Source organism: Nonomuraea guangzhouensis (assembly GCF_019396345.1).
In the GTDB taxonomy this organism is placed as follows: Bacteria; Actinomycetota; Actinomycetes; order Streptosporangiales; family Streptosporangiaceae; genus Nonomuraea; species Nonomuraea guangzhouensis.
Window position 1 is genome coordinate 51587 of the sequence record NZ_JAHKRM010000016.1, and the last position, 18421, is coordinate 70007.

Annotated in this window: 18 protein-coding genes; 15 read left to right on the forward strand and 3 right to left on the reverse strand. The window is 69.1% G+C overall.

Going from position 1 to position 18421, the window contains the following annotated elements; all coding sequences use genetic code 11:
* Positions 1-139 precede the first annotated feature (139 nt).
* On the forward strand, positions 140-1687 hold the full coding sequence (locus KME78_RS31120) for a serine/threonine-protein kinase (protein WP_219532953.1): 1548 nt from the start codon (positions 140-142) through the stop codon (positions 1685-1687).
* A gap of 31 nt (positions 1688-1718) precedes the next feature.
* On the opposite strand, the gene KME78_RS31125 is transcribed toward KME78_RS31120, so the two are convergent.
* Complete coding sequence (locus tag KME78_RS31125; RefSeq protein ID WP_219532954.1) at positions 1719-2174, reverse strand: hypothetical protein; 456 nt, start codon at positions 2172-2174, stop codon at positions 1719-1721.
* Positions 2175-2179: 5 nt separating this feature from the next.
* Positions 2180-2749 carry a hypothetical protein gene (locus KME78_RS31130; protein WP_219532955.1) on the reverse strand — a complete coding sequence of 190 codons (570 nt, stop codon included), beginning with the start codon at positions 2747-2749 and terminating at the stop codon, positions 2180-2182.
* A gap of 174 nt (positions 2750-2923) precedes the next feature.
* On the opposite strand from KME78_RS31130, the gene KME78_RS31135 reads away from it, so the two are divergent.
* From KME78_RS31135 to KME78_RS31155, 5 genes are all read left to right on the forward strand, one after another.
* Complete coding sequence (locus KME78_RS31135; RefSeq protein ID WP_219532956.1) at positions 2924-4534, forward strand: ABC-F family ATP-binding cassette domain-containing protein; 1611 nt, start codon at positions 2924-2926, stop codon at positions 4532-4534.
* Positions 4535-4723: 189 nt separating this feature from the next.
* On the forward strand, positions 4724-5407 hold the full coding sequence (locus KME78_RS31140) for a hypothetical protein (protein WP_246652348.1): 684 nt from the start codon (positions 4724-4726) through the stop codon (positions 5405-5407).
* A gap of 172 nt (positions 5408-5579) precedes the next feature.
* Entirely contained in the window at positions 5580-7007 is a 1428-nt protein-coding gene (locus tag KME78_RS31145) for a sigma-70 family RNA polymerase sigma factor (RefSeq protein ID WP_219532958.1), read from the forward strand.
* 10 nt (positions 7008-7017) lie between these two features.
* Positions 7018-7689: a hypothetical protein gene (locus KME78_RS31150; RefSeq protein WP_219532959.1), complete on the forward strand. Its 672-nt coding sequence runs from the start codon at positions 7018-7020 to the stop codon at positions 7687-7689.
* 150 nt (positions 7690-7839) lie between these two features.
* The gene (locus KME78_RS31155) at positions 7840-8865 is read left to right on the forward strand and encodes a C40 family peptidase (RefSeq protein ID WP_219532960.1); all 1026 of its coding nucleotides are present in this window, start codon (positions 7840-7842) and stop codon (positions 8863-8865) included.
* Between the two features lie 116 nt (positions 8866-8981).
* On the opposite strand, the gene KME78_RS31160 is transcribed toward KME78_RS31155, so the two are convergent.
* Positions 8982-9476 (reverse strand): inorganic diphosphatase, encoded by a 495-nt coding sequence (locus KME78_RS31160; RefSeq protein WP_219532961.1) that lies wholly within the window; start codon positions 9474-9476, stop codon positions 8982-8984.
* Positions 9477-9548: 72 nt separating this feature from the next.
* Between KME78_RS31160 and dacB the strand changes: the two genes are divergently transcribed.
* The 9 genes from dacB to folB all read left to right on the forward strand — a co-directional run bounded on the left by dacB (position 9549) and on the right by folB (position 18410).
* Positions 9549-10970, forward strand: a complete 1422-nt coding sequence (gene dacB, locus KME78_RS31165; protein WP_219532962.1) for a D-alanyl-D-alanine carboxypeptidase/D-alanyl-D-alanine endopeptidase — start codon at positions 9549-9551, stop codon at positions 10968-10970.
* Positions 10971-11225: 255 nt separating this feature from the next.
* Complete coding sequence (locus KME78_RS31170; RefSeq protein ID WP_219532963.1) at positions 11226-12302, forward strand: Rv3626c family coenzyme F420 biosynthesis-associated protein; 1077 nt, start codon at positions 11226-11228, stop codon at positions 12300-12302.
* Positions 12303-12309: 7 nt separating this feature from the next.
* Positions 12310-13302 (forward strand): tRNA lysidine(34) synthetase TilS, encoded by a 993-nt coding sequence (gene tilS / locus KME78_RS31175; protein ID WP_219532964.1) that lies wholly within the window; start codon positions 12310-12312, stop codon positions 13300-13302.
* An 11-nt stretch (positions 13303-13313) separates the two neighbouring features.
* A complete protein-coding gene (gene hpt / locus KME78_RS31180) occupies positions 13314-13865 on the forward strand; it encodes a hypoxanthine phosphoribosyltransferase (RefSeq protein ID WP_219532965.1) in 552 nt (183 codons plus the stop codon).
* Between the two features lie 225 nt (positions 13866-14090).
* Positions 14091-16085: an ATP-dependent zinc metalloprotease FtsH gene (gene ftsH / locus KME78_RS31185; protein WP_219532966.1), complete on the forward strand. Its 1995-nt coding sequence runs from the start codon at positions 14091-14093 to the stop codon at positions 16083-16085.
* Complete coding sequence (gene folE, locus KME78_RS31190; protein WP_219532967.1) at positions 16082-16660, forward strand: GTP cyclohydrolase I FolE; 579 nt, start codon at positions 16082-16084, stop codon at positions 16658-16660. The genes ftsH and folE overlap by 4 nt, the downstream gene beginning before the upstream one ends.
* A gap of 115 nt (positions 16661-16775) precedes the next feature.
* The gene (folP, locus tag KME78_RS31195) at positions 16776-17615 is read left to right on the forward strand and encodes a dihydropteroate synthase (RefSeq protein ID WP_443687835.1); all 840 of its coding nucleotides are present in this window, start codon (positions 16776-16778) and stop codon (positions 17613-17615) included.
* Positions 17612-18055 carry a nuclear transport factor 2 family protein gene (locus KME78_RS31200; RefSeq protein WP_214641971.1) on the forward strand — a complete coding sequence of 148 codons (444 nt, stop codon included), beginning with the start codon at positions 17612-17614 and terminating at the stop codon, positions 18053-18055. The genes folP and KME78_RS31200 overlap by 4 nt, the downstream gene beginning before the upstream one ends.
* On the forward strand, positions 18045-18410 hold the full coding sequence (gene folB, locus KME78_RS31205) for a dihydroneopterin aldolase (protein ID WP_214641970.1): 366 nt from the start codon (positions 18045-18047) through the stop codon (positions 18408-18410). The genes KME78_RS31200 and folB overlap by 11 nt, the downstream gene beginning before the upstream one ends.
* Positions 18411-18421 lie beyond the last annotated feature (11 nt).

Below are 18421 nucleotides of genomic sequence, written 5' to 3' on the forward strand. Positions count from 1 at the left end.
GTCATTTGATCACTTGGTGTCCAGAGGCTCACCGGGCACTGATCGGAATGTTGCGGAAGTGACCAGACTGTTGTCGTGGTTTGCGAGTTTTCGCGGCTTCCTATTGCATGAGGCGATGATGATCGGGTAGGCCCGTGCCATGTCCATTGCGCGCTATGAGGGATGGCTCCTGGCCGGACGCTACCGGTTACTCTCCGAGCTTGGCCGGGGCGGCATGGGCAAGGTCTGGCGGGCCCACGACGAGCTCCTGGACCGCGAGGTCGCGGTCAAAGAGGTCATCCTCTCCGGTCCGCGGCCCGAAGAGCTGGCCGGCCGGACGATGCGGGAGGCCCGCATCGCCGCCCGGCTGAGCCACCCGCACATCGCCGCCATCTACGACGTGGTGCTGGTCGACGACCGCCCGTGGATCGTGCTGCAGCTCATCCCCGCCCGCAGCCTCGCCCAGGTGATCGCCGAACAGGGCCCGCTCCCCGTGGCCACCGTCACCCGCATCGGCCTGGAACTGCTGGACGCCCTGCGCGCCGCCCACGCCGCCGGTGTCCTGCACCGCGACATCAAGCCCGCCAACATCCTGCTCACCGACGACGAGCACGCGGTCCTGACCGACTTCGGCCTGGCCACCACGGTCGACGACGAATCCCACGTCACCCGGACGGGCATGGTCGTCGGCACACCCGCCTACATAGCCCCCGAGCGGGCCAGCGGCGGCCCGTCCACCCCGGCGGCCGATCTGTGGTCGCTGGGCGCCACCTTGTACGCGGCCGTCGAGGGCCGAGCACCCTTCGGCCAGAGCACCGAGGTGGCCACGCTGACCGCGGTGCTGACCGGCCCGCCCGCTCCGTACCACCGAGCCGGGCCACTCGCCCCGATCATCGCCGGCCTGCTGGACAAGGACCCCACCCAGCGCAGTGACGCAAACCACGTCCACGAGCAACTGCTGCGCGTGGCCGCCCAGAACGAGCCGCGCCCTGCCTCACCCGCCCGCCCCGACGCGTACTGGCAGCACGAGGCCCAGGCGATGGGAAACCTGAGGGCGGCGCGCCGGCTGACAGCAGCGCGCCGACTGACGGCGGCCCGCCGGCTGAAGGAGATGGGTCCGCTTCAGGACGCGGGTCGTCTGAAGGAAGTGGGTCGGCAGAGGGAGGCGCGACCGCCTAAGGAGATGGGCCGGCAGAGGGAGGTACGACCGCCGAAGGAGATAGGCCGGCAGAAGGAAGTACGGCCGCCGAAGACCGCGCCATCGCTGAAGGCGGTGCGCCGGCAAGGGAAGGTACGTCGGCTGAAGGCGGCGCGGCAGCTGATCGCCGTGCGCTGGCGCGAGGCGGCCGTCATCGTCGCCCTGTTCGCCAGCGTCGTCGCCACCGGCTCCTGGTGGAACGCCGCTCCCACCGCCACTCCCATCGCGGATCCCGTCGCACCCACCCAAACCACCCCCGCCAAGGTCGCCGCCCACCCGGCATTCGACCTGACCGGCGTCCCACAGGTCGAGAACGTGTCCCGCAATCGGCTCCCCGACACCTCCGAACAACCCGCCGCCCGCCAGGCCGCGACCCCGGCCGCCCTCTCTGGCAAGGCCGCCGCCGCACTGAAGAAGGCCCAGAAGGCCGCCGCCAAGAAGGCAGCCAAACTGGCCAAAGCCAAACCAGCCAAGCCCGTGAAGGTCCACGGCAACGGCAAGAAGAACTAGCCCGGCTGCGCCACCGACTGCTCAGGCGGTTTCAGTACGGTCTCATCTGATCCAGCACTTTGGTGGCGAGTGTCAGAAACTCCTCCGCCTTCGCCATGTCTCGGATGACATCCTCGGGAGTGATTTCCGGGCTGTCGGGCCGAGGGTACTCGGCGCCGTTGCGTCGGCGGCGCATCCGGTCGAAGGAGCGGAGTGACTGCCCGAGAGGCGGGTCCAGTTGGGCTGTGACCGCATCAAGCACCGCGAGGTGGCCGCCCCTGCTGGTGGCTCGCAGCCCTTGATTCTCCAAGATGGACGCGAGGGCTTTCCTGGAGGCGTCGTAGAGAAGTTGGTAGGCACCTGTCGGATCTGTCCGGCAGCCGCTGTGCGCGAGTTCTATATGTCGCCTGGCCTGGGTGAGCAGGGTGTCGGCATGCTCGCGGCTCGCCGGCACGCGTTCCAACTGCCCTGACGACAGCATCATGTCGATCTGGTCGCGTCCCTGCATCCATCTCATGAGCTGCTCTCTTTCTGGATCAGGGGGTGAAGGGGCCTGCTCCGCAGGGACGTCGTGAACGGGTCGGAGGTGTCGCTGGTCCATGAGGTCGATGAGATCCGGGTGATGTTCACTTCGCGGCCGAGGGTTCGTTCGGCGGTTCGCGCCGCGTCATAAAGTTCGTCCTCATCGGCGGACCCCACGACGAGGACATCGACGTCCTGGGGCGGTGGTCCTGGCTGGTTCGCGTGCCGGGCGGCCCAGGAGCCGTAGATGTATGCCTCGTCGATGCCGGAGATGGGCCGGAGGAGAGGTGGCAGTACGGCGGCCGGGCCGAAGGTGACGGCCAGCAGATCGGTGAGCGGTTTCGCGAGGATCGTCTCGGTGTTGGCGCGGATCAGGCGAAGGTTGCCATGCCGCCTCTCCCGAATCAGGCCGGCCTCGTAGAACCGGTCTGCTTCTCGGCTCACCGTCGACTGCGACGTTCCGGTCCAAGCGGCGAGCTCAATTGTGGAGTACTCGCGCTCCGGGTGGAGGTACAGCCAGGCGAGCAGTTCGCCGACAGCGTTGGAGCGAAGGAGAGGCAACAGTACAGGTGGGATCGGCCTCATAGCTGCATAATACTATGCATCTATAGCAAGTCCAGCACTCTTTGCAATGGAGCGCGTTCGAACAGTTACAAAGAGCCGGACGCGTAAAAGGAGGTGCCCTTCGGAGTTCTGGATGGGTAGCCTGCCCGGAGGTATGCGAAGGGAATCGCCGTGGCGCACGTCGAAGTGGGACATCTGACATACGTGCTGCCCGACGGGCGGCCGCTGCTCAACGACGTTTCCTTCAGGATCGGCGAAGGCGTCAAGGCCGCGCTCGTCGGGCCCAACGGCGCGGGCAAGACCACATTGATGCGGCTGGTCGCCGGGGATCTGCAGCCGGTCGCGGGCAGTGTGGCGAGCTCCGGCGGGTTGGGGGTGATGCGGCAGTTCATCGGCAGCGTGCGTGACGGGAGCACGGTGCATGACCTGCTGCTCAGCGTCGCCCCGCCGGCCGTGCGGCAGGCGGCCGAGCGGCTGGAGCGGGCCGAGTTGATGATGATGGAGCGCGACGACGAGAAGGCGCAGATGCGCTACGCGCAGGCCATCACCGACTACACCGACGCCGGTGGCTATGACATCGAGGTGCTCTGGGACACGTGTACGGTGGCCGCGCTCGGCGTGCCGTACGACAACGTGAAATATCGGGATGTGGCGACGTTGTCCGGCGGCGAGCAGAAGCGGCTCGTGCTCGAAGCGCTGCTCCGCGGGCCGGACCAGACGCTGCTGCTCGACGAGCCCGACAACTACCTCGACGTGCCGGGCAAGGAGTGGCTGGAGCAGGCGCTCAGGGAGACGCCCAAGACGGTCCTGCTGGTCAGCCACGACCGGCAGTTGCTGGCCAACGCGGCCGATCGCATCGTCACCGTCGAGTCCGGAAATATCTGGATCCATGGTGGCGGGTTCGCCACGTACGCCGAGGCCCGCAAGACCCGCAACGAGCGCCTCGACGAGCTGCGCCGGCGCTGGGACGAGGAGCACGCCAAGATCAAGGCCCTGGTCAACATGCTGAAGAACAAGGCCAGATACAACGACGGCATGGCCGCCGCCTACCACGCGGCCCAGACGCGGCTGCGTAAGTTCGAGGAGGCGGGCCCGCCCGAGGAGGCCCCCTCCGACCAGAACATCAAGATGCGCCTCAAAGGCGGCCGCACCGGCAAGCGCGCCGTCATCTGCGAGGGGCTGGAGCTGACCGGCCTGATGCGGCCGTTCGACCTCGAGGTCTGGTACGGCGAGCGCATCGCGGTGCTCGGCTCCAACGGCTCGGGCAAGTCCCATTTCCTGCGGCTGCTGGCGGATGAGCCGATCGGCCACTCCGGCGTCGCGAGGCTCGGCGCCCGCGTGGTCCCCGGCCACTTCGCCCAGACGCACGCCCGGCCCGACCTGCACGCGCGCACACCGGTGGAGATCGTCATGTCCGAGCACGCCAGGCTGAAGAATGAGGCCATGAAGATCCTGGCCCGCTACGAGCTGGCCGGGCTGATCGCCGAGCAGCGGTTCGACACGCTCTCGGGCGGTCAGCAGGCGCGGTTGCAGATCCTGCTGCTGGAGCTGTCCGGCGCGACGCTCCTGCTGCTCGACGAGCCGACCGACAACCTCGACCTGGCCAGCGCCGAAGCGCTCCAGGTGGGCCTGGACGCGTTCGAGGGCACGGTGGTGGCGGTCACGCACGACCGCTGGTTCGCCGCGGATTTCGATCGTTTCCTGGTGTTCGGCGCAGATGGCACCGTTTACGAGTCCGCCGAGCCGGTTTGGGATGAGGCCAGGGTCGTACGCCCCCGCTGATTGCGTTAAGAGTTGGTACGGCAGGCGCGTGTCCCGTGCCTGCCGCGCCCATAGACCAGTTATTACGGCAAAGTGATCCCGCGTAGCCGAACCGTCAGCCTCCTCGCACTCGGGGCGATCTGCCTAGCCGGGTGCTCGAGCGAGGAATCGCCAGTACAACAGCTCAAGCCGCTCGCCCTCAAGGAGCAGGTGGCCAACATCGTCAAGTCCTCCGACGGCTACGCCGTGAACTGGGCAGGAGTCCTCGACAACGTCAATCCGTGGCACTTCGGCGAACACGTGGTGGCGACGGTCATCGGGCGTGACGCCGCCGGCACCGAGGTGGTCCGGATGGACCAGTCGCTCGACGCCGTGCCGCCGGGCGGCTCGCTGGCCTTCACCGGCCAGGTCAACGCGGCCCAGAAGCCGGCCAAGGTGACGATCGAGTATCGCCCCGCCCAGTGGCGGCCGGCCGCCCGCATCGCGTCGGCGTTCAAGGAGTTTCCCGTTTCGCGGGTGCAGACGCTCCGACAAAAGGACCATTCTTATCTCATCACCGGCTATGTCGGAAATCCCTATCAGCTTTCCGCCAGCAGCCTCGTGGTCAACGTGTTGCTGCGCGACAAGGCGGGCAAACTGCTCGGCGGCGGCAGTACGTTCGTCGACGACGTGAAGGCGGGCAGCCCGCCGCGTTTCATCCTGACCGTCGGCGGGCTCCCCGCGGGCAGCGAGGCGGCCAAGACCGAGGTAACGGCCCGGACCTGGGGTTCGACCGGTCGTCCCTTCGAGGATCTGGCGCTGGGCGGCGCGGTGCCGGTGCACACGGTCAAGCCGACCAGCGAACCGTTCGCCGTGGACCGAGGCGGCCAGGCCTTGGCCGAGCACCAGCAGTGAATTGCTCATCAAATATCAATCAAATAAGCCGATAAATCGGGCGGGGTGGCCATTCGCCGCAGGCGGGCAGCGCTGAATACGCGGGCTTTCTGGTGAAGTAGCCGACGACAAGCGCTGCCATTCCCGCAGAATCGGTAGAACTACAAGTTACCAATCCATTACCTTCGGTCATATGAATGACCGCGTCCTGGTCGAGTCACTCCGCGCCTGCGCCCCGGGTGCCCTCGCCGCGCTCTACGACGCCTACGCCGAGGGCATCCACAGATACTGCTGGTCCCTTCTCCTCAGCTCCGACGGCGCCCAGGTAGCGCTCCGCGACACGATGATCGCGGCGGAGGCGCACGCCGGCTCCCTGGTGGATCCCGGCCGCCTGCGTCCATGGCTGTACGCCCTGGCCCGCGCCGAATGCCTGCGTCGGCGGATGGCCCAGCCGCCGGGCGCCGACGAGGCATTGGCGCAGGCCCCGCCACTCGACGACCCGGCCGACGCCGACCTGCGGGTCATGGCCTGGAACGCGATCCAGAGCCTGCGCCCCGGCGACCGTGAGGTGCTGGAGCTGTCCACCGCGCACGAGCTGTCCACGCCGGAGCTCGCCGCGGTGCTGGGGACGGCGGCGCGCCACGTCGAGGCGGCGCAGGAGGAGGCGCGCGAACGGCTGCGCGACGCGATCACGGCGGAGATCCTGGCCAGGAAGGGCCCCTACGACTGCTCGCGACGGGCCGGCATCCTGACCGGTTTCTCCGGCGAGCTGACCGCCGAGATGCGCGCCCAGTTGATCGGCCACCTCCCGCGCTGCCTGACCTGCTCCCCGCACCGCAACCGCCAGGTGTCGGCGGCCAAGGTGTTCGAGCTGCTGCCCCGGATCCCGCTGCCGGAGTCGCTCGGGGTCAGGGTGATGAGCTGCTTCGCCGATCCGGAGCTGCTGCCCTATCGCCGCTACGTGGCCAGGCGCTCGGGGGCGCTGGACGCCGCCGGATTTCCCGTTGCCGTGGCGCGGCACCCTCGGAAGTGGCCTCAGGCGGTGGCTGGCGCGATGGCGGCAGTCGCGACCGTGGTGGCGATAGCGGTGATCTTCCAGCAGTTCGGCCGGGTCGACGGCGGGGTGCCGGGCATCGCGTCCGCCGCCTTCCCCGCGCCGGGCGAGCCGCCCGCCATCAGGCTGCCCTGGCGGTCCGCGCCCCGGGACGTGCCGGTCATCGTCGAGCCCATCCTGGACAGCACGGCCACGGTTCCCCTGGGAATCCCGGCGACGCCGGCCACCGGCGCCACTTCGCCCGCCCGAAGCACACCGGAGACCCGAGAGACCGCCAAGGACCAGACCAAGCCTCAGCCCAAGGCCACCCCCACGCCCGACCACCAGTCCGCCGAGCCCGCGCCAGAGCCGGACAAACACCCGGACACGCAGCCGGAGCGGCAACCGGACAAACGGCCCGGCGACCACCCGGACAAGGGGCACCACCCCAGGCGCACGCCGTGCCCCACCGACACCCCGACCCCCGCCCCGCCACCGACCCAGACGCCGATCGCCACCCCGGTAGCCACGCCGACCGTCGCACCGGCGCAGACGCCGACCGCGCCCGCCGTCGTCCCGGCCGGCTGAGCCCTTCCACATGGAGTTGTACCAACTGCGCGAGGACCCCCAACTGGGCTGCCGGGTCTGCCCCCTGCCGGTCAGCGAGGACCTGGCCGAGCTGATGGCCAGAAGCCATCACATCGCCTGGCCCACCTGGCTCGACCAGGGCCCCCGCATGCTCCGCGACATCCTCGAACTCTGCCGCCTGCGCACCGCCCGCGGCCTCGCCGTCCTGTCCTGGCTGTCGGGGAGCGAGCCGCCGTCCGGGCCGGCCGCCGAGCTCGGCTGGCTCTGGACCTCACGCCGCCTGACCGGCCAGCGTCAGGAGCGCCTGTACGGCGCCGCGGCCGCGGTGCCCGAACCCGTGCTCAACCTGGTGCTCGCCAACTGGACCTGGGCGCTCGGCACCTGCCACGGCGGCCGGGTCGCCGCCCCCTACCTGGCGGGCACCGCCTACCCCGGCGACGGGTCGGTGGCCGCCGCCGCCACGATGACCCTCTACCAGACCTTCGACCGGCACCCGGAGTCCCGCCCGGCCATCGCGGCGGCCTGGGCCGTGGCCCGGGCCGGCGCCGACTGGTGCCGGGCGGCCGAGCTGCACGCCGCCTATGGGACGCAGACGCCGGTGTTCACCTATCCCCGGGGGACGGGCCCGGTCCCGGCGGGTGTCCGGCCGTGGATAGAACGCCTGTTCAGGTTGCGTGGCTGATGTTACGAAAGAGGCCAGGATTACACAGAGTGACGGACGGGAACTGTGTGCACTATGCACGCCATAAGAGCCGGACTCATGGCCGTCTGCCTGTTCGTCACCCTGTGCCCGCCGGCTGACGCTGCTCCCGGGCCTTCCCGACGGAAGGTGATGCAGGCTCGCCACACCGTACGGGAGCGGATCAAGGAACTGGGCACGGCGAGCGCGCGGCTAGCCGAGGCCGAGTCGCGCCTCCATGACCTGGCGGCGGGGGCGGAGCGGCTGGTGGAGGCGTACAACGGAGAGCTCGTCCACCTCCGGCACGCCCAGCAGGCCCGCGAGCAGGCGCAGGCACGGCTCGCGTTGGCGGACGCCGAGGTGGAGAAGGCCCGCGCGCCGGTGGCGCTGCTCGCCGTGCAGCACTACAGCGGGCTCGACATGATGAGGCCGATGCTCGGCATGCTGACCGACACCGGTGACAGCGACGGCTTCCTGCACCGGGCGAGCGTCCTGCAGGAGCTCGGCGGCGAACGCGGCATCGTGCTCGACCGGATGCGTGACGCCCAGGAGGTCTCCGCCATCCTGCGCAGCCAGGCGGCCCGCGCGTACGCCGAGCAGGAGGCCGCGTCCGAACGCGCCAGGCAGGCCAAGATCGCGGCGGAGACGGCCGTCGCCGCGCAGAAGCAGGAGACCAGGGAGCTGAAAACCGAGCAGGCCGCGTGGCAGCGGCGGGTCGACGCCGCGCGCACCCACGCGGACCTGCTGGCCAGACGCCGTGCCGCGGCGTTGGCGCAGGCGCGGCTCAGCCGCGGGCTGCACGCGTCCGGGTCGCTCATGGGCGACGTCGCGGCCAACTGGGCGCTGACCCAGCTCGGCAAGCCGTACGTGTGGGCGGCCGACGGCCCGGACAGCTTCGACTGCTCGGGCCTGACCATGCGGGCCTGGGAGCAGGCGGGCGTCGGCCTCGACCACTGGACCGGCACCCAGTGGAGCTCGGGGCCGCACGTGCCGTACGACCAGTTGCGCCGCGGCGACCTGCTGTTCTTCGGCTACGTCCCCGACGACCCGGACACGATCCACCACGTCGGCATGTACGTGGGGGACGGGCTCATGGTGCACGCGCCGCAGACCGGCGACGTGGTGCGGGTCGCCTCGATGTGGCGGGGGGACCTGGTGGGCGCCACCAGGCCCCAGTGACCTGCGAAGGAGCGCCGGTGTCTGGAGTGAGGAGAGAGGGAGCGTAGCGACTGAACGACGATCGGAAGACACCGGATTCCAGCGACTGAGCCGCGATCCGCAGGATCGCCATCAGCTCAGTGGGTGTGGCCCTCGTCCTTCGCGCGCTGGAAGGAGCGCTTGATCTCGACCTCGGCCTCCATCCGGCCCACCCAGTTGGCGCCCTCGACGGACTTGCCCGGCTCCAGGTCCTTGTAGACCTCGAAGAAGTGCTGGATCTCCAGCCGGTCGAACTCCGGCACGTGATGGATGTCGCGGATGTGCTCCATCCGCGGGTCGGTGGCGGGGACGCAGAGGACCTTGTCGTCTCCGCCCTTCTCATCCGTCATCCGGAACATGCCGACCGCGCGGCAGCTGATGTAACAGCCGGGGAAGGTGGGTTCCTGAAGCAGCACCAGCGCGTCGAGCGGGTCGCCGTCCTCGCCTAGCGTGTTCTCGATGAACCCGTAGTCGGCGGGGTACTGCGTGGAGGTGAACAGCAGCCGGTCAAGCCTGATGCGACCGGTTTCATGGTCCACTTCGTACTTGTTCCGTTGTCCCTTGGGAATCTCAACGACAACGTCGAACTCCACCGCGGTTCCTCCGCTCACGCCGAGTGGGCGTTAATGTCTCGTAGGCGAACACCAGGAGAGAGGTCAGGCGACGTGGCGCGGCACGAGCGGTGGGTGATGCTGACCACTCTCGTCATGCTCCAGATGCTGACCATTGTCATCGGCGTCTATGCGATGACCAATGAGCTCAGTCTGGGGGCGTTGACGAGGGGGTCGTCACCGACCGAGCCGACACCGTCTCCCGAAGGGTCTCCCCCCGTCCCCGTGATCACCGCGGGGCCGGTGCTGGCCCAGCTCCAGGTGAGGGCCGGAGACGGACCTCTCGCCGCCAAGCGTACTTTGACCCAGCAGCTCACCGATGCCCTGGGTGACAAAGAGCTGGGGGACCGGGTGGGCGCGGTGGTCATCGACACGGCCACCGGCCAGCAGATCTTCGCCTCCAACGCCGACACCGGCATCACCCCCGCGTCCACCACCAAGCTGGTCACCTGCACGGCCGCGCTGGCCTCGCTCGGCCCCGACGCGCGTCTGTCGACCCGGGTGACGCAGGGGCCGTCGGCCAACTCGATCGTGCTGGTGGGCGGTGGCGACCCGACGCTCGCTGGGCCGTCGGCCAAGCCCCTGCAGTACCCCAAGCAGGCGTCGCTGGCCACCCTCGCCTCGCGCACCGCCGCCGCGTTGAAGGCCAAGGGCATCACCAAGGTCACGCTCTCCTACGACGCCTCCCTGTTCACCGGTTCCACGCTGGCGCCCGGCTGGAAGCCGGGCTACGTGCCCGACGGCGAGGTGGCGCCCGTCTACGCGCTGGCGATCGACGAGGGCCGGCGCGACCCCGCCGCGAGGCAGCCGCGCGTCGCCAACCCGCCCCAGTACGCCGCCGCCGCGTTCGCCAGGCTCCTGGGCAAGTACGGCGTGAGCGTCGCCAAGTCCGTACGCCCGGGCAAGGCGCCCGCCGGGGCCGCCGAGCTCGGCAGGGTCGACTCGGCGCCGGTCTACGCCCTGGTCGAGCACACGCTGACGTTCAGCGACAACGACCTGGCCGAGGCACTGGCCAGGCACGTCGCCATCAAGGAGGGGCAGCCGGCGTCCTTCCAGGGCGCGACCGGGGCCGTGATCGCGGTGCTGCAGCGGCTCGGCGCGGCCAAGGGCATCCAGGTCTACGACGGCAGCGGCCTGTCCGCCCGCAACCGCATCAGCGCCGACGGGCTGGCCCGGGTCATCTCGACCGCCTCCGCCGCGTCCCACCCCGACCTGCACGCCATCGCCTCCGGCATGCCGATCGCCGGCTTCAGCGGCACCCTCGGCAACGGCCGCCGCTTCACCGGCAGCGACAGCAAGGGCCAGGTCGGCCTCGTACGCGCCAAGACCGGCACCCTCAACAACGTCAACACCCTGGCCGGCATGGCCACCACCAAGGAAGGCCGACTGGTCACCTTCGCCTTCCTGGCAGACCGCGTACCGTCCTCCGCCGAGCCAGTCCTGGACCACCTCGCCGCCATCGTCGCAAAGTCCTGATGGCGATCCTTCGGATCGCGGCTCAGTCGCTGGAATCCGGTGTCTTCCGATCGTCGTTCAGTCGCTTCGCTCCCTCACTCCTCACTCCAGACACCGGCGCTCCTTCGCGTGCCTATGGCGATCCTGCGGATCGCGGCTCAGTCGCTGGAATCCGGCGTCTTCCGATCGTCGTTCAGTCGCTACGCTCCCTCACTCCTCACTCCAGACACCGGCGCTCCTTCGCGGGTCGAGCGTGGACCACGTACGGTGGACGGTATGCAGGTGATCGACTGGGATCTGGCCGTCACGACCGGCACGCGCCTGGTGCGCCCCGGTCCTCAGGTGAGCCGGGAGGAGGCCAGGCAGGCCGTCACCGAACTCCGCGCCCTGTCACGCGAGGCCGAGGGACACGTACGCGAGTTCACCAAGATCCACACTGAGACCGCGCCACAGGCGGCGACCATCGTCGACCGCCCCGGCTGGATCAAGGCCAACGTCGAGGGCTTCCGCGTGGTGCTCGAACCGCTCACCCAGCGGGTCGGCGCCGGAGCCAACCCGCCGCCGGCCATCGTCACGGCCGTGGGCTCCCGCATCACCGGCGTAGAGGTGGGCGCGGTGCTCGCCTTCCTCGCCTCGCGGGTGCTCGGCCAGTACGAGCTGTTCCTGCCACCCGACCCGACGGGCCGCGAGCCGGCCGGGCGGCTGACGCTCGTCGCGCCCAACATCGTGCACGCCGAGCGCGAGATGAACGTCGACCCGCACGACTTCCGACTCTGGGTGTGCCTGCACGAGGAGACGCACCGCGTGCAGTTCACCGGGGTGCCGTGGCTGCGCGAGTACATCCGCTCGCAGATGACCGAGTTCCTGCTGGCCTCCGACCTCGACCTGGGCACGTTGCTCGAGCGGCTGCGCAGCGCCGCCGACACGGTGGCCGACGTGGTGCGCGGCGGCGAGGGCAACCTCATCGACGCCATCCAGACGCCTGCCCAGAAGGAGATCCTCGACCGGCTCACGGCCGTGATGACGCTGGTCGAAGGGCACGGCGACTACGTCATGGACGCCGTCGGCCCCTCGGTGGTGCCGTCGGTGGCCGACATCCGCGCCAAGTTCGCCCATCGCCGCGAGGGCGGCTCGCGCCTCGACCGCACGGTCCGGCGGCTGCTGGGCATCGAGGTCAAGATGAAGCAGTACGCCGAGGGCTCGGCCTTCGTCCGCGCGGTGGTGGAGCAGGCCGGCATGGACGGCTTCAACCGCGTCTGGACCTCCCCCGAGACCCTGCCGACGACATCCGAGATCACCGACCCCAGCGCCTGGGTACGCCGCGTGACCGGCAGCAACGCCCTGCCCGCCTGATCTGGTCATGGGCCCGCACCCGGCAGTCGCGGACGTCCGAAGGGCCGTCCGCGAGGCGCTGGCCGACGTCGGCGACGGCGAGCTCGTGCTGGTGGCCTGCAGCGGGGGAGCCGACTCCCTCGCGCTGGCCGCCGCGCTCGGCTTCGTCGCGCCGCGCGCGGGCCTGAAGGCCGGGCTGCTCACGGTGGACCACCAGCTCCAGGAAGGCTCCGCCGCACGCGCGCGGACGGTGGCCGCACTGGCCCCGGCCCTGGGCCTCGACCTTGCCGAAATCCTCACCGTGGACGTCGGTACGACCGGCGGCCCGGAAGCGGCGGCCAGGGACGCCCGCTACGCCGCGCTCGCCGAGGCGGCCGACAAGCTCCAGGCCGCGGCCGTGCTGCTCGGCCACACCAGGAACGACCAGGCAGAAACCGTGCTGCTCGGCCTGGCCAGGGGGAGCGGGCTCAGGTCGCTGTCCGGCATGGCTCCGGTGACCGGCCGCTATCGCCGGCCGCTGCTCTCCCTCTCCCGCGCCACCACGGTCGCCGCGTGCGCGGCACTCGGCCTCAGCCCCTGGGACGATCCGCACAACGAGGACCCCCGCTACACCCGTGTCCGGGTACGCACCAGGGTGCTCCCGCTGCTGGAGTCGGAGCTGGGTCCCGGCGTGGCCGACGCGCTCGCCAGGACCGCCGATCTCGCCAGAGAGGACGCCGACGCCCTCGACACATGGGCCGAATCGGCCTACCAGGATTGCGCTCTAAGCGATATCGCCGGTTCGGTGACACTGGCCGTACCCGAGCTGGAACGTCTCCCAGGCGCCGTCCGGCGGCGCGTGCTGCGACGGGCGGCCATCGCGGCGGGAGCGCCTTCCGGGGCACTCTCCGCGACCCACGTGCGTGCCGTGGAGCGGCTGATCACGGCGTGGCGTGGGCAGAAGGCCGTGGATCTACCCGGGGGGATGGCCGCTGTGCGGCGGTATGACACCCTGATACTCGCCATGAGTCCCATCGCGTAAGGAACCATCTGGTGGATGCTGCCGACATGGGCAAGGACCTCGAGAAAGTCCTGATTCCCGAGGACGAACTCCAGGCCAAGATCAAAGAGCTTGCCGGGCGGATCGACGCCGACTACGCGGGCACGGACATCCTGCTCGTAGGCGTGCTGAAAGGCGCGGTCATGGTGATGGCCGACCTGGCCAGGGCCCTGCACGTGCCCGTTCAGATGGACTGGATGGCGGTGTCGTCCTATGGCGCGGGCACCAAGTCGTCCGGCGTCGTACGGGTGCTGAAGGACCTCGACACCGACATCATGGGCCGCCACGTGCTGATCGTCGAGGACATCATCGACTCGGGGCTGACGCTCCACTGGCTGCTGGAAAACCTCAAATCGCGCAACCCCGCGTCGTTGGAGATCTGCGCCGCGCTGCGCAAGCCCGACGCGGTGAAGGTGCCGATCGAGGTGAAGTATGTCGGCTTCGACATTCCCAGCGAGTTCGTCATCGGCTATGGGCTCGACTACGCGGAGCGATATCGCAATCTCCCCTTCATCGGGACGCTAGCTCCCCATGTTTACAAGTAGTCGCCGGGAACACCGCGCCACCTGACGTACGTTGGTAGGGCAAGACCGGTGTAGCGGGCGGTCCCTCCGCTCGCTTTGCCGGTGTACCTTCTGACTCCGGGAGGGTGACCAAGCGTCCCCTTCGGGTAGTCAGAAGTCGCGGCGTCGGATGCCGCGGCCCCGGGACATCCCGGGGTTCCAGGCCATGGTCAGGAAGGGACGGGCCCGCAAGGGGTTCCGCATCGGATGGATCTCAAGCGATTTACACGTGGGCCACTGCTGTGGATCCTGGGCATCGTCGTGCTGCTCCTGCTCGTCACCCAGCTCTGGAGCGGCGGCGGCAACTTCAAGCAGGCCGACACGTCCACAGTCCTCCAGCAGATTCGCACCGGCAACGTCAGCAACGCGAAGATCGTTGACAAGGATCAGCGGATCGAGCTGACGCTGATCAAGCCGATCACGGTCAGGCCGGGCGACACGGCGACCAACATGATCCAGTCTGACTGGGTCGCCGGCTACGGGCCGAAGCTGACCGAAGAGCTGCAGGCGCAGGTTCAGGCAGGCACGACCAAGAGCTTCACCACCGAGGTGCCCCAGGAGAACTTCCTGATCAGCATCCTGGTGAGCTTCCTGCCGATCGTCATCATCGTGCTCATCTTCCTGTTCATCATGAACCAGATGCAGGGCGGCGGCTCGAGGGTGATGAGCTTCGGCAAGTCCAAGGCCAAGCTGATCACCAAGGACACACCCAAGACCACCTTCTCCGACGTCGCGGGCGCGGACGAGGCCATCGAGGAGCTCCAGGAGATCAAGGAGTTCCTGCAGGCCCCGGCCAAGTTCCAGGCGATCGGTGCGAAGATCCCCAAGGGCGTGCTGCTGTACGGCCCGCCCGGCACCGGTAAGACGCTGCTCGCCCGCGCGGTCGCCGGTGAGGCCGGCGTGCCGTTCTACTCGATCTCCGGTTCCGACTTCGTCGAGATGTTCGTCGGTGTCGGCGCCTCGCGTGTTCGCGACCTGTTCGAGCAGGCGAAGGCCAACGCACCGGCGATCATCTTCATCGACGAGATCGACGCCGTCGGCCGGCACCGCGGCGCGGGCCTGGGCGGCGGCCACGACGAGCGCGAGCAGACGCTCAACCAGCTGCTCGTCGAGATGGACGGCTTCGACGTCAAGGGCGGCGTGATCCTCATCGCCGCGACCAACCGGCCCGACATCCTCGACCCGGCGCTGCTGCGTCCGGGCCGCTTCGACCGTCAGGTCACCGTCGACCGCCCCGACCTGGAGGGCCGCAAGGGCATCCTCAGGGTCCACGGCCGCGGCAAGCCGTTCGAGCCGAACGTCGACCTCGACGTCATCGCCCGGCGCACCCCCGGGTTCACCGGCGCCGACCTGGCCAACGTGATCAACGAGGCGGCGCTGCTCACCGCGCGCGCCGACAAGAAGCTGATCTCGATGGACATCCTCGAGGAGTCGATCGACCGCGTCATGGCAGGACCCGAGCGCAAGTCGCGGGTCATGTCCGACAAGGAAAAGAAGATGATCGCCTACCACGAAGGCGGTCACGCGTTGGTGGCGCACGCGCTGCCCAACTCCGACCCGGTCCACAAGATCACGATCCTGTCCCGTGGCCGCGCCCTGGGTTACACCATGACGCTGCCGATGGAGGACAAGTTCCTGGCCACCAGGTCCGAGATGATGGACCAGCTCGCGATGCTGATCGGCGGTCGCGCGGCGGAGGAGCTCGTCTTCCACGAGCCCACCACCGGCGCCTCCAACGACATCGAGAAGGCCACGGCGGTCGCCCGCCGCATGGTGACCGAATACGGCATGAGCGAGCAGCTCGGCGCCCGCAAGTTCGGCTCCGGGCAGGCCGAGGTGTTCCTGGGCCGTGAGATGGGCCACGAGCGCGACTACTCCGAGAAGATCGCTTCGACGATCGACGAGGAGGTCCGCCGGATGATCGAGACGGCGCACGACCAGGCGTGGGACATCCTGGTCGAATACCGCGACGTGCTCGACAACCTGGTGCTGCAGCTCATGGAGAAGGAGACGCTCTCCCGCGAGCAGGTGCTGGACATCTTCGCCTCGGTCGTCGTCAAGGAGCACCGCCCGTCCTACGCGGGTTACGGCAAGCGGCTCCCCTCCGACCGCCCGCCGATCCTGACGCCGAAGGAGCAGTCGGCCAACGGCTCGCTCACCGCGAGCCACCAGGACGCGCTGCCCTCTGGAGACGGTGCGTGAAGTCGCACGACGTAGACCTGGGCCGGATCGAGAAGGCCGTCCGCGAGATCCTTTACGCCATCGGCGAGGATCCCGACCGTGACGGCCTGCTCGACACCCCTTCCCGGGTGGCCCGGGCCTACGCCGAGCAGTTCTCCGGCCTCGGACAGATGCCGGAGGACGTGCTCAACAAGGTGTTCGACGTCGACCACGACGAGATGGTGCTCGTCAGGGACATCGAGGTCTACTCCACCTGCGAACACCACCTGGTGCCCTTCCACGGGGTGGCCCACGTGGGCTACATCCCCAACGAGCGCGGTCAGGTGACCGGGCTGTCCAAGCTGGCCCGCCTGGTGGACGTGTTCGCCCGCCGCCCGCAGGTGCAGGAGCGGATGACCTCGCAGATCGCCGACGCCCTGATGCGGGTGCTGGAGCCGCGCGGGGTGATCGTGGTGGTGGAGTGCGAGCACCTGTGCATGACCATGCGCGGGGTCCGTAAGCCGGGTGCCAAGACGGTGACGTCGGCGGTGCGCGGTGACTTCCGTACGAGTGACAAGACCCGCGCTGAGGCGATGGCGCTCATCCTGCACCGATAGAGCTGCACCGATAACGCCGCACCCGATAAAGCGCCAGATGGCACGGATCGGATTGTTATTTTCGTCTGGGCACCCTCCACAGACCCCACCAACCACGACCGCCTAGGCTTGGGACATGGTTGTCGGAGCTGAGGCGCGGTGCCTCGTCATGGGCGTGGTCAATGTCACGCCGGACTCGTTCTCCGACGGCGGCCTGTGGTTCGACGAGCGGGTCGCGATCCGGCACGGTCTGGAGCTGGTGGGTGAGGGGGCCGACATCGTCGACGTGGGCGGCGAGTCCACCCGCCCCGGCGCCGCCAGAGTGCCGCTCGACGAGGAGCTGGCCCGCGTCGTGCCCGTGATCAGGACGCTCAGCGCCGAGGGGGTGACGGTCAGTGTCGACACCATGCGGGCCGAGGTCGCCAAGGCCGCGGTGGAGGCGGGGGCGAGCCTGGTCAACGATGTGAGCGGCGGCCTGGCCGACCCCGACATGCCCCGCGTGGTGGCCGCCACCGGCGTCGACTACGTGGTGATGCACTGGCGCGGCCACAGTCATGACATGGAGCGCCGGGCCGTCTACACCGACGTCGTGACCGAGGTGCGCGAGGAGCTCGCCAAGCGGGTCGACCTGGTGCTGGCCGAAGGCGTGTCCGAGAAGCAGATCGTGCTCGACCCCGGGCTGGGCTTCGCGAAGAACTCCGAGCACAACTGGGCGCTGCTCGCCGGGATGGGTGAGCTGGCCGAGCTGGGTTATCCGCTGCTGATCGGGGCCTCGCGCAAGCGGTTCCTGGGGCGGCTGCTCGCCGACGCCGACGGCACGCCGCGCCCGTTCAGCCACAGTGACGACGCCACGGTGGCCGTGACGGCGCTGGCCGCGCACGCCGGCGCCTGGTGCGTACGAGTGCACGAAGTACGTCCCAATGCCGATGCCGTGCGCGTGGCCGCCGCATGGAAGAGACCCGGAGCCAACACATGAGTGTCGACACCGCCGCGATCGAGACCGTCAACCAGGACTTCTATCTCGCGATCGAGGACGCCAACCTCGACAAGATGACCGAGATCTGGGCGGAGGACTCCGCCGACGAGCAGGTCAGCTGCGTGCATCCGGGCTGGACCCTGCTTTCCGGGCGGTCCGAGGTGCTGCGCTCCTGGGCGCTCATCATGGCCAACACCACCTACATCCAGTTCGTGCTGACCGACGTCAACACCACCGTCCTGGGCGACGTGGCCGTGCTCACCTGTGTCGAGAACATCCTCACCGCGGGCGAGGAGGGCGAGTCCAGCTTCGCCGCCGGCAAGGTGGTGGCCAGTAACGTCTACGTGCGCACGGCGCAGGGCTGGCGGCTGTGGATGCACCACGGTTCGCCGGTGCTCCAGGGTGACGACGACGAGGAGGAAGGCGAGCTTGAGGTCTGATCGCATCGCGCTGAAGGGCCTGCGGGCCCGGGGACGGCACGGCGTCCTGGCGGCCGAGCGTGAGCTGGGGCAGGAGTTCGTGGTCGACGCGACGCTGTTCCTCGACACCGCGCCCGCCGCCGCCTCCGACGACCTCACCAAGACGGTCCACTATGGCGAGCTCGCCCAGGCGCTGGTCGGGGTCGTGGAAGGCGAGCCGGTCGAGCTGATCGAGACGCTCGCGCAGCGCCTGGCCGACGTATGCCTGGCCGCCGGCCTGGTGGAGTCGGTCGAGGTGAGTGTGCACAAGCCCGCGGCACCGATCCCGCTGCCGTTCGACGACGTGGTCGTCACCATCCAACGGAGTCGCGAATGAACGTGGTGATC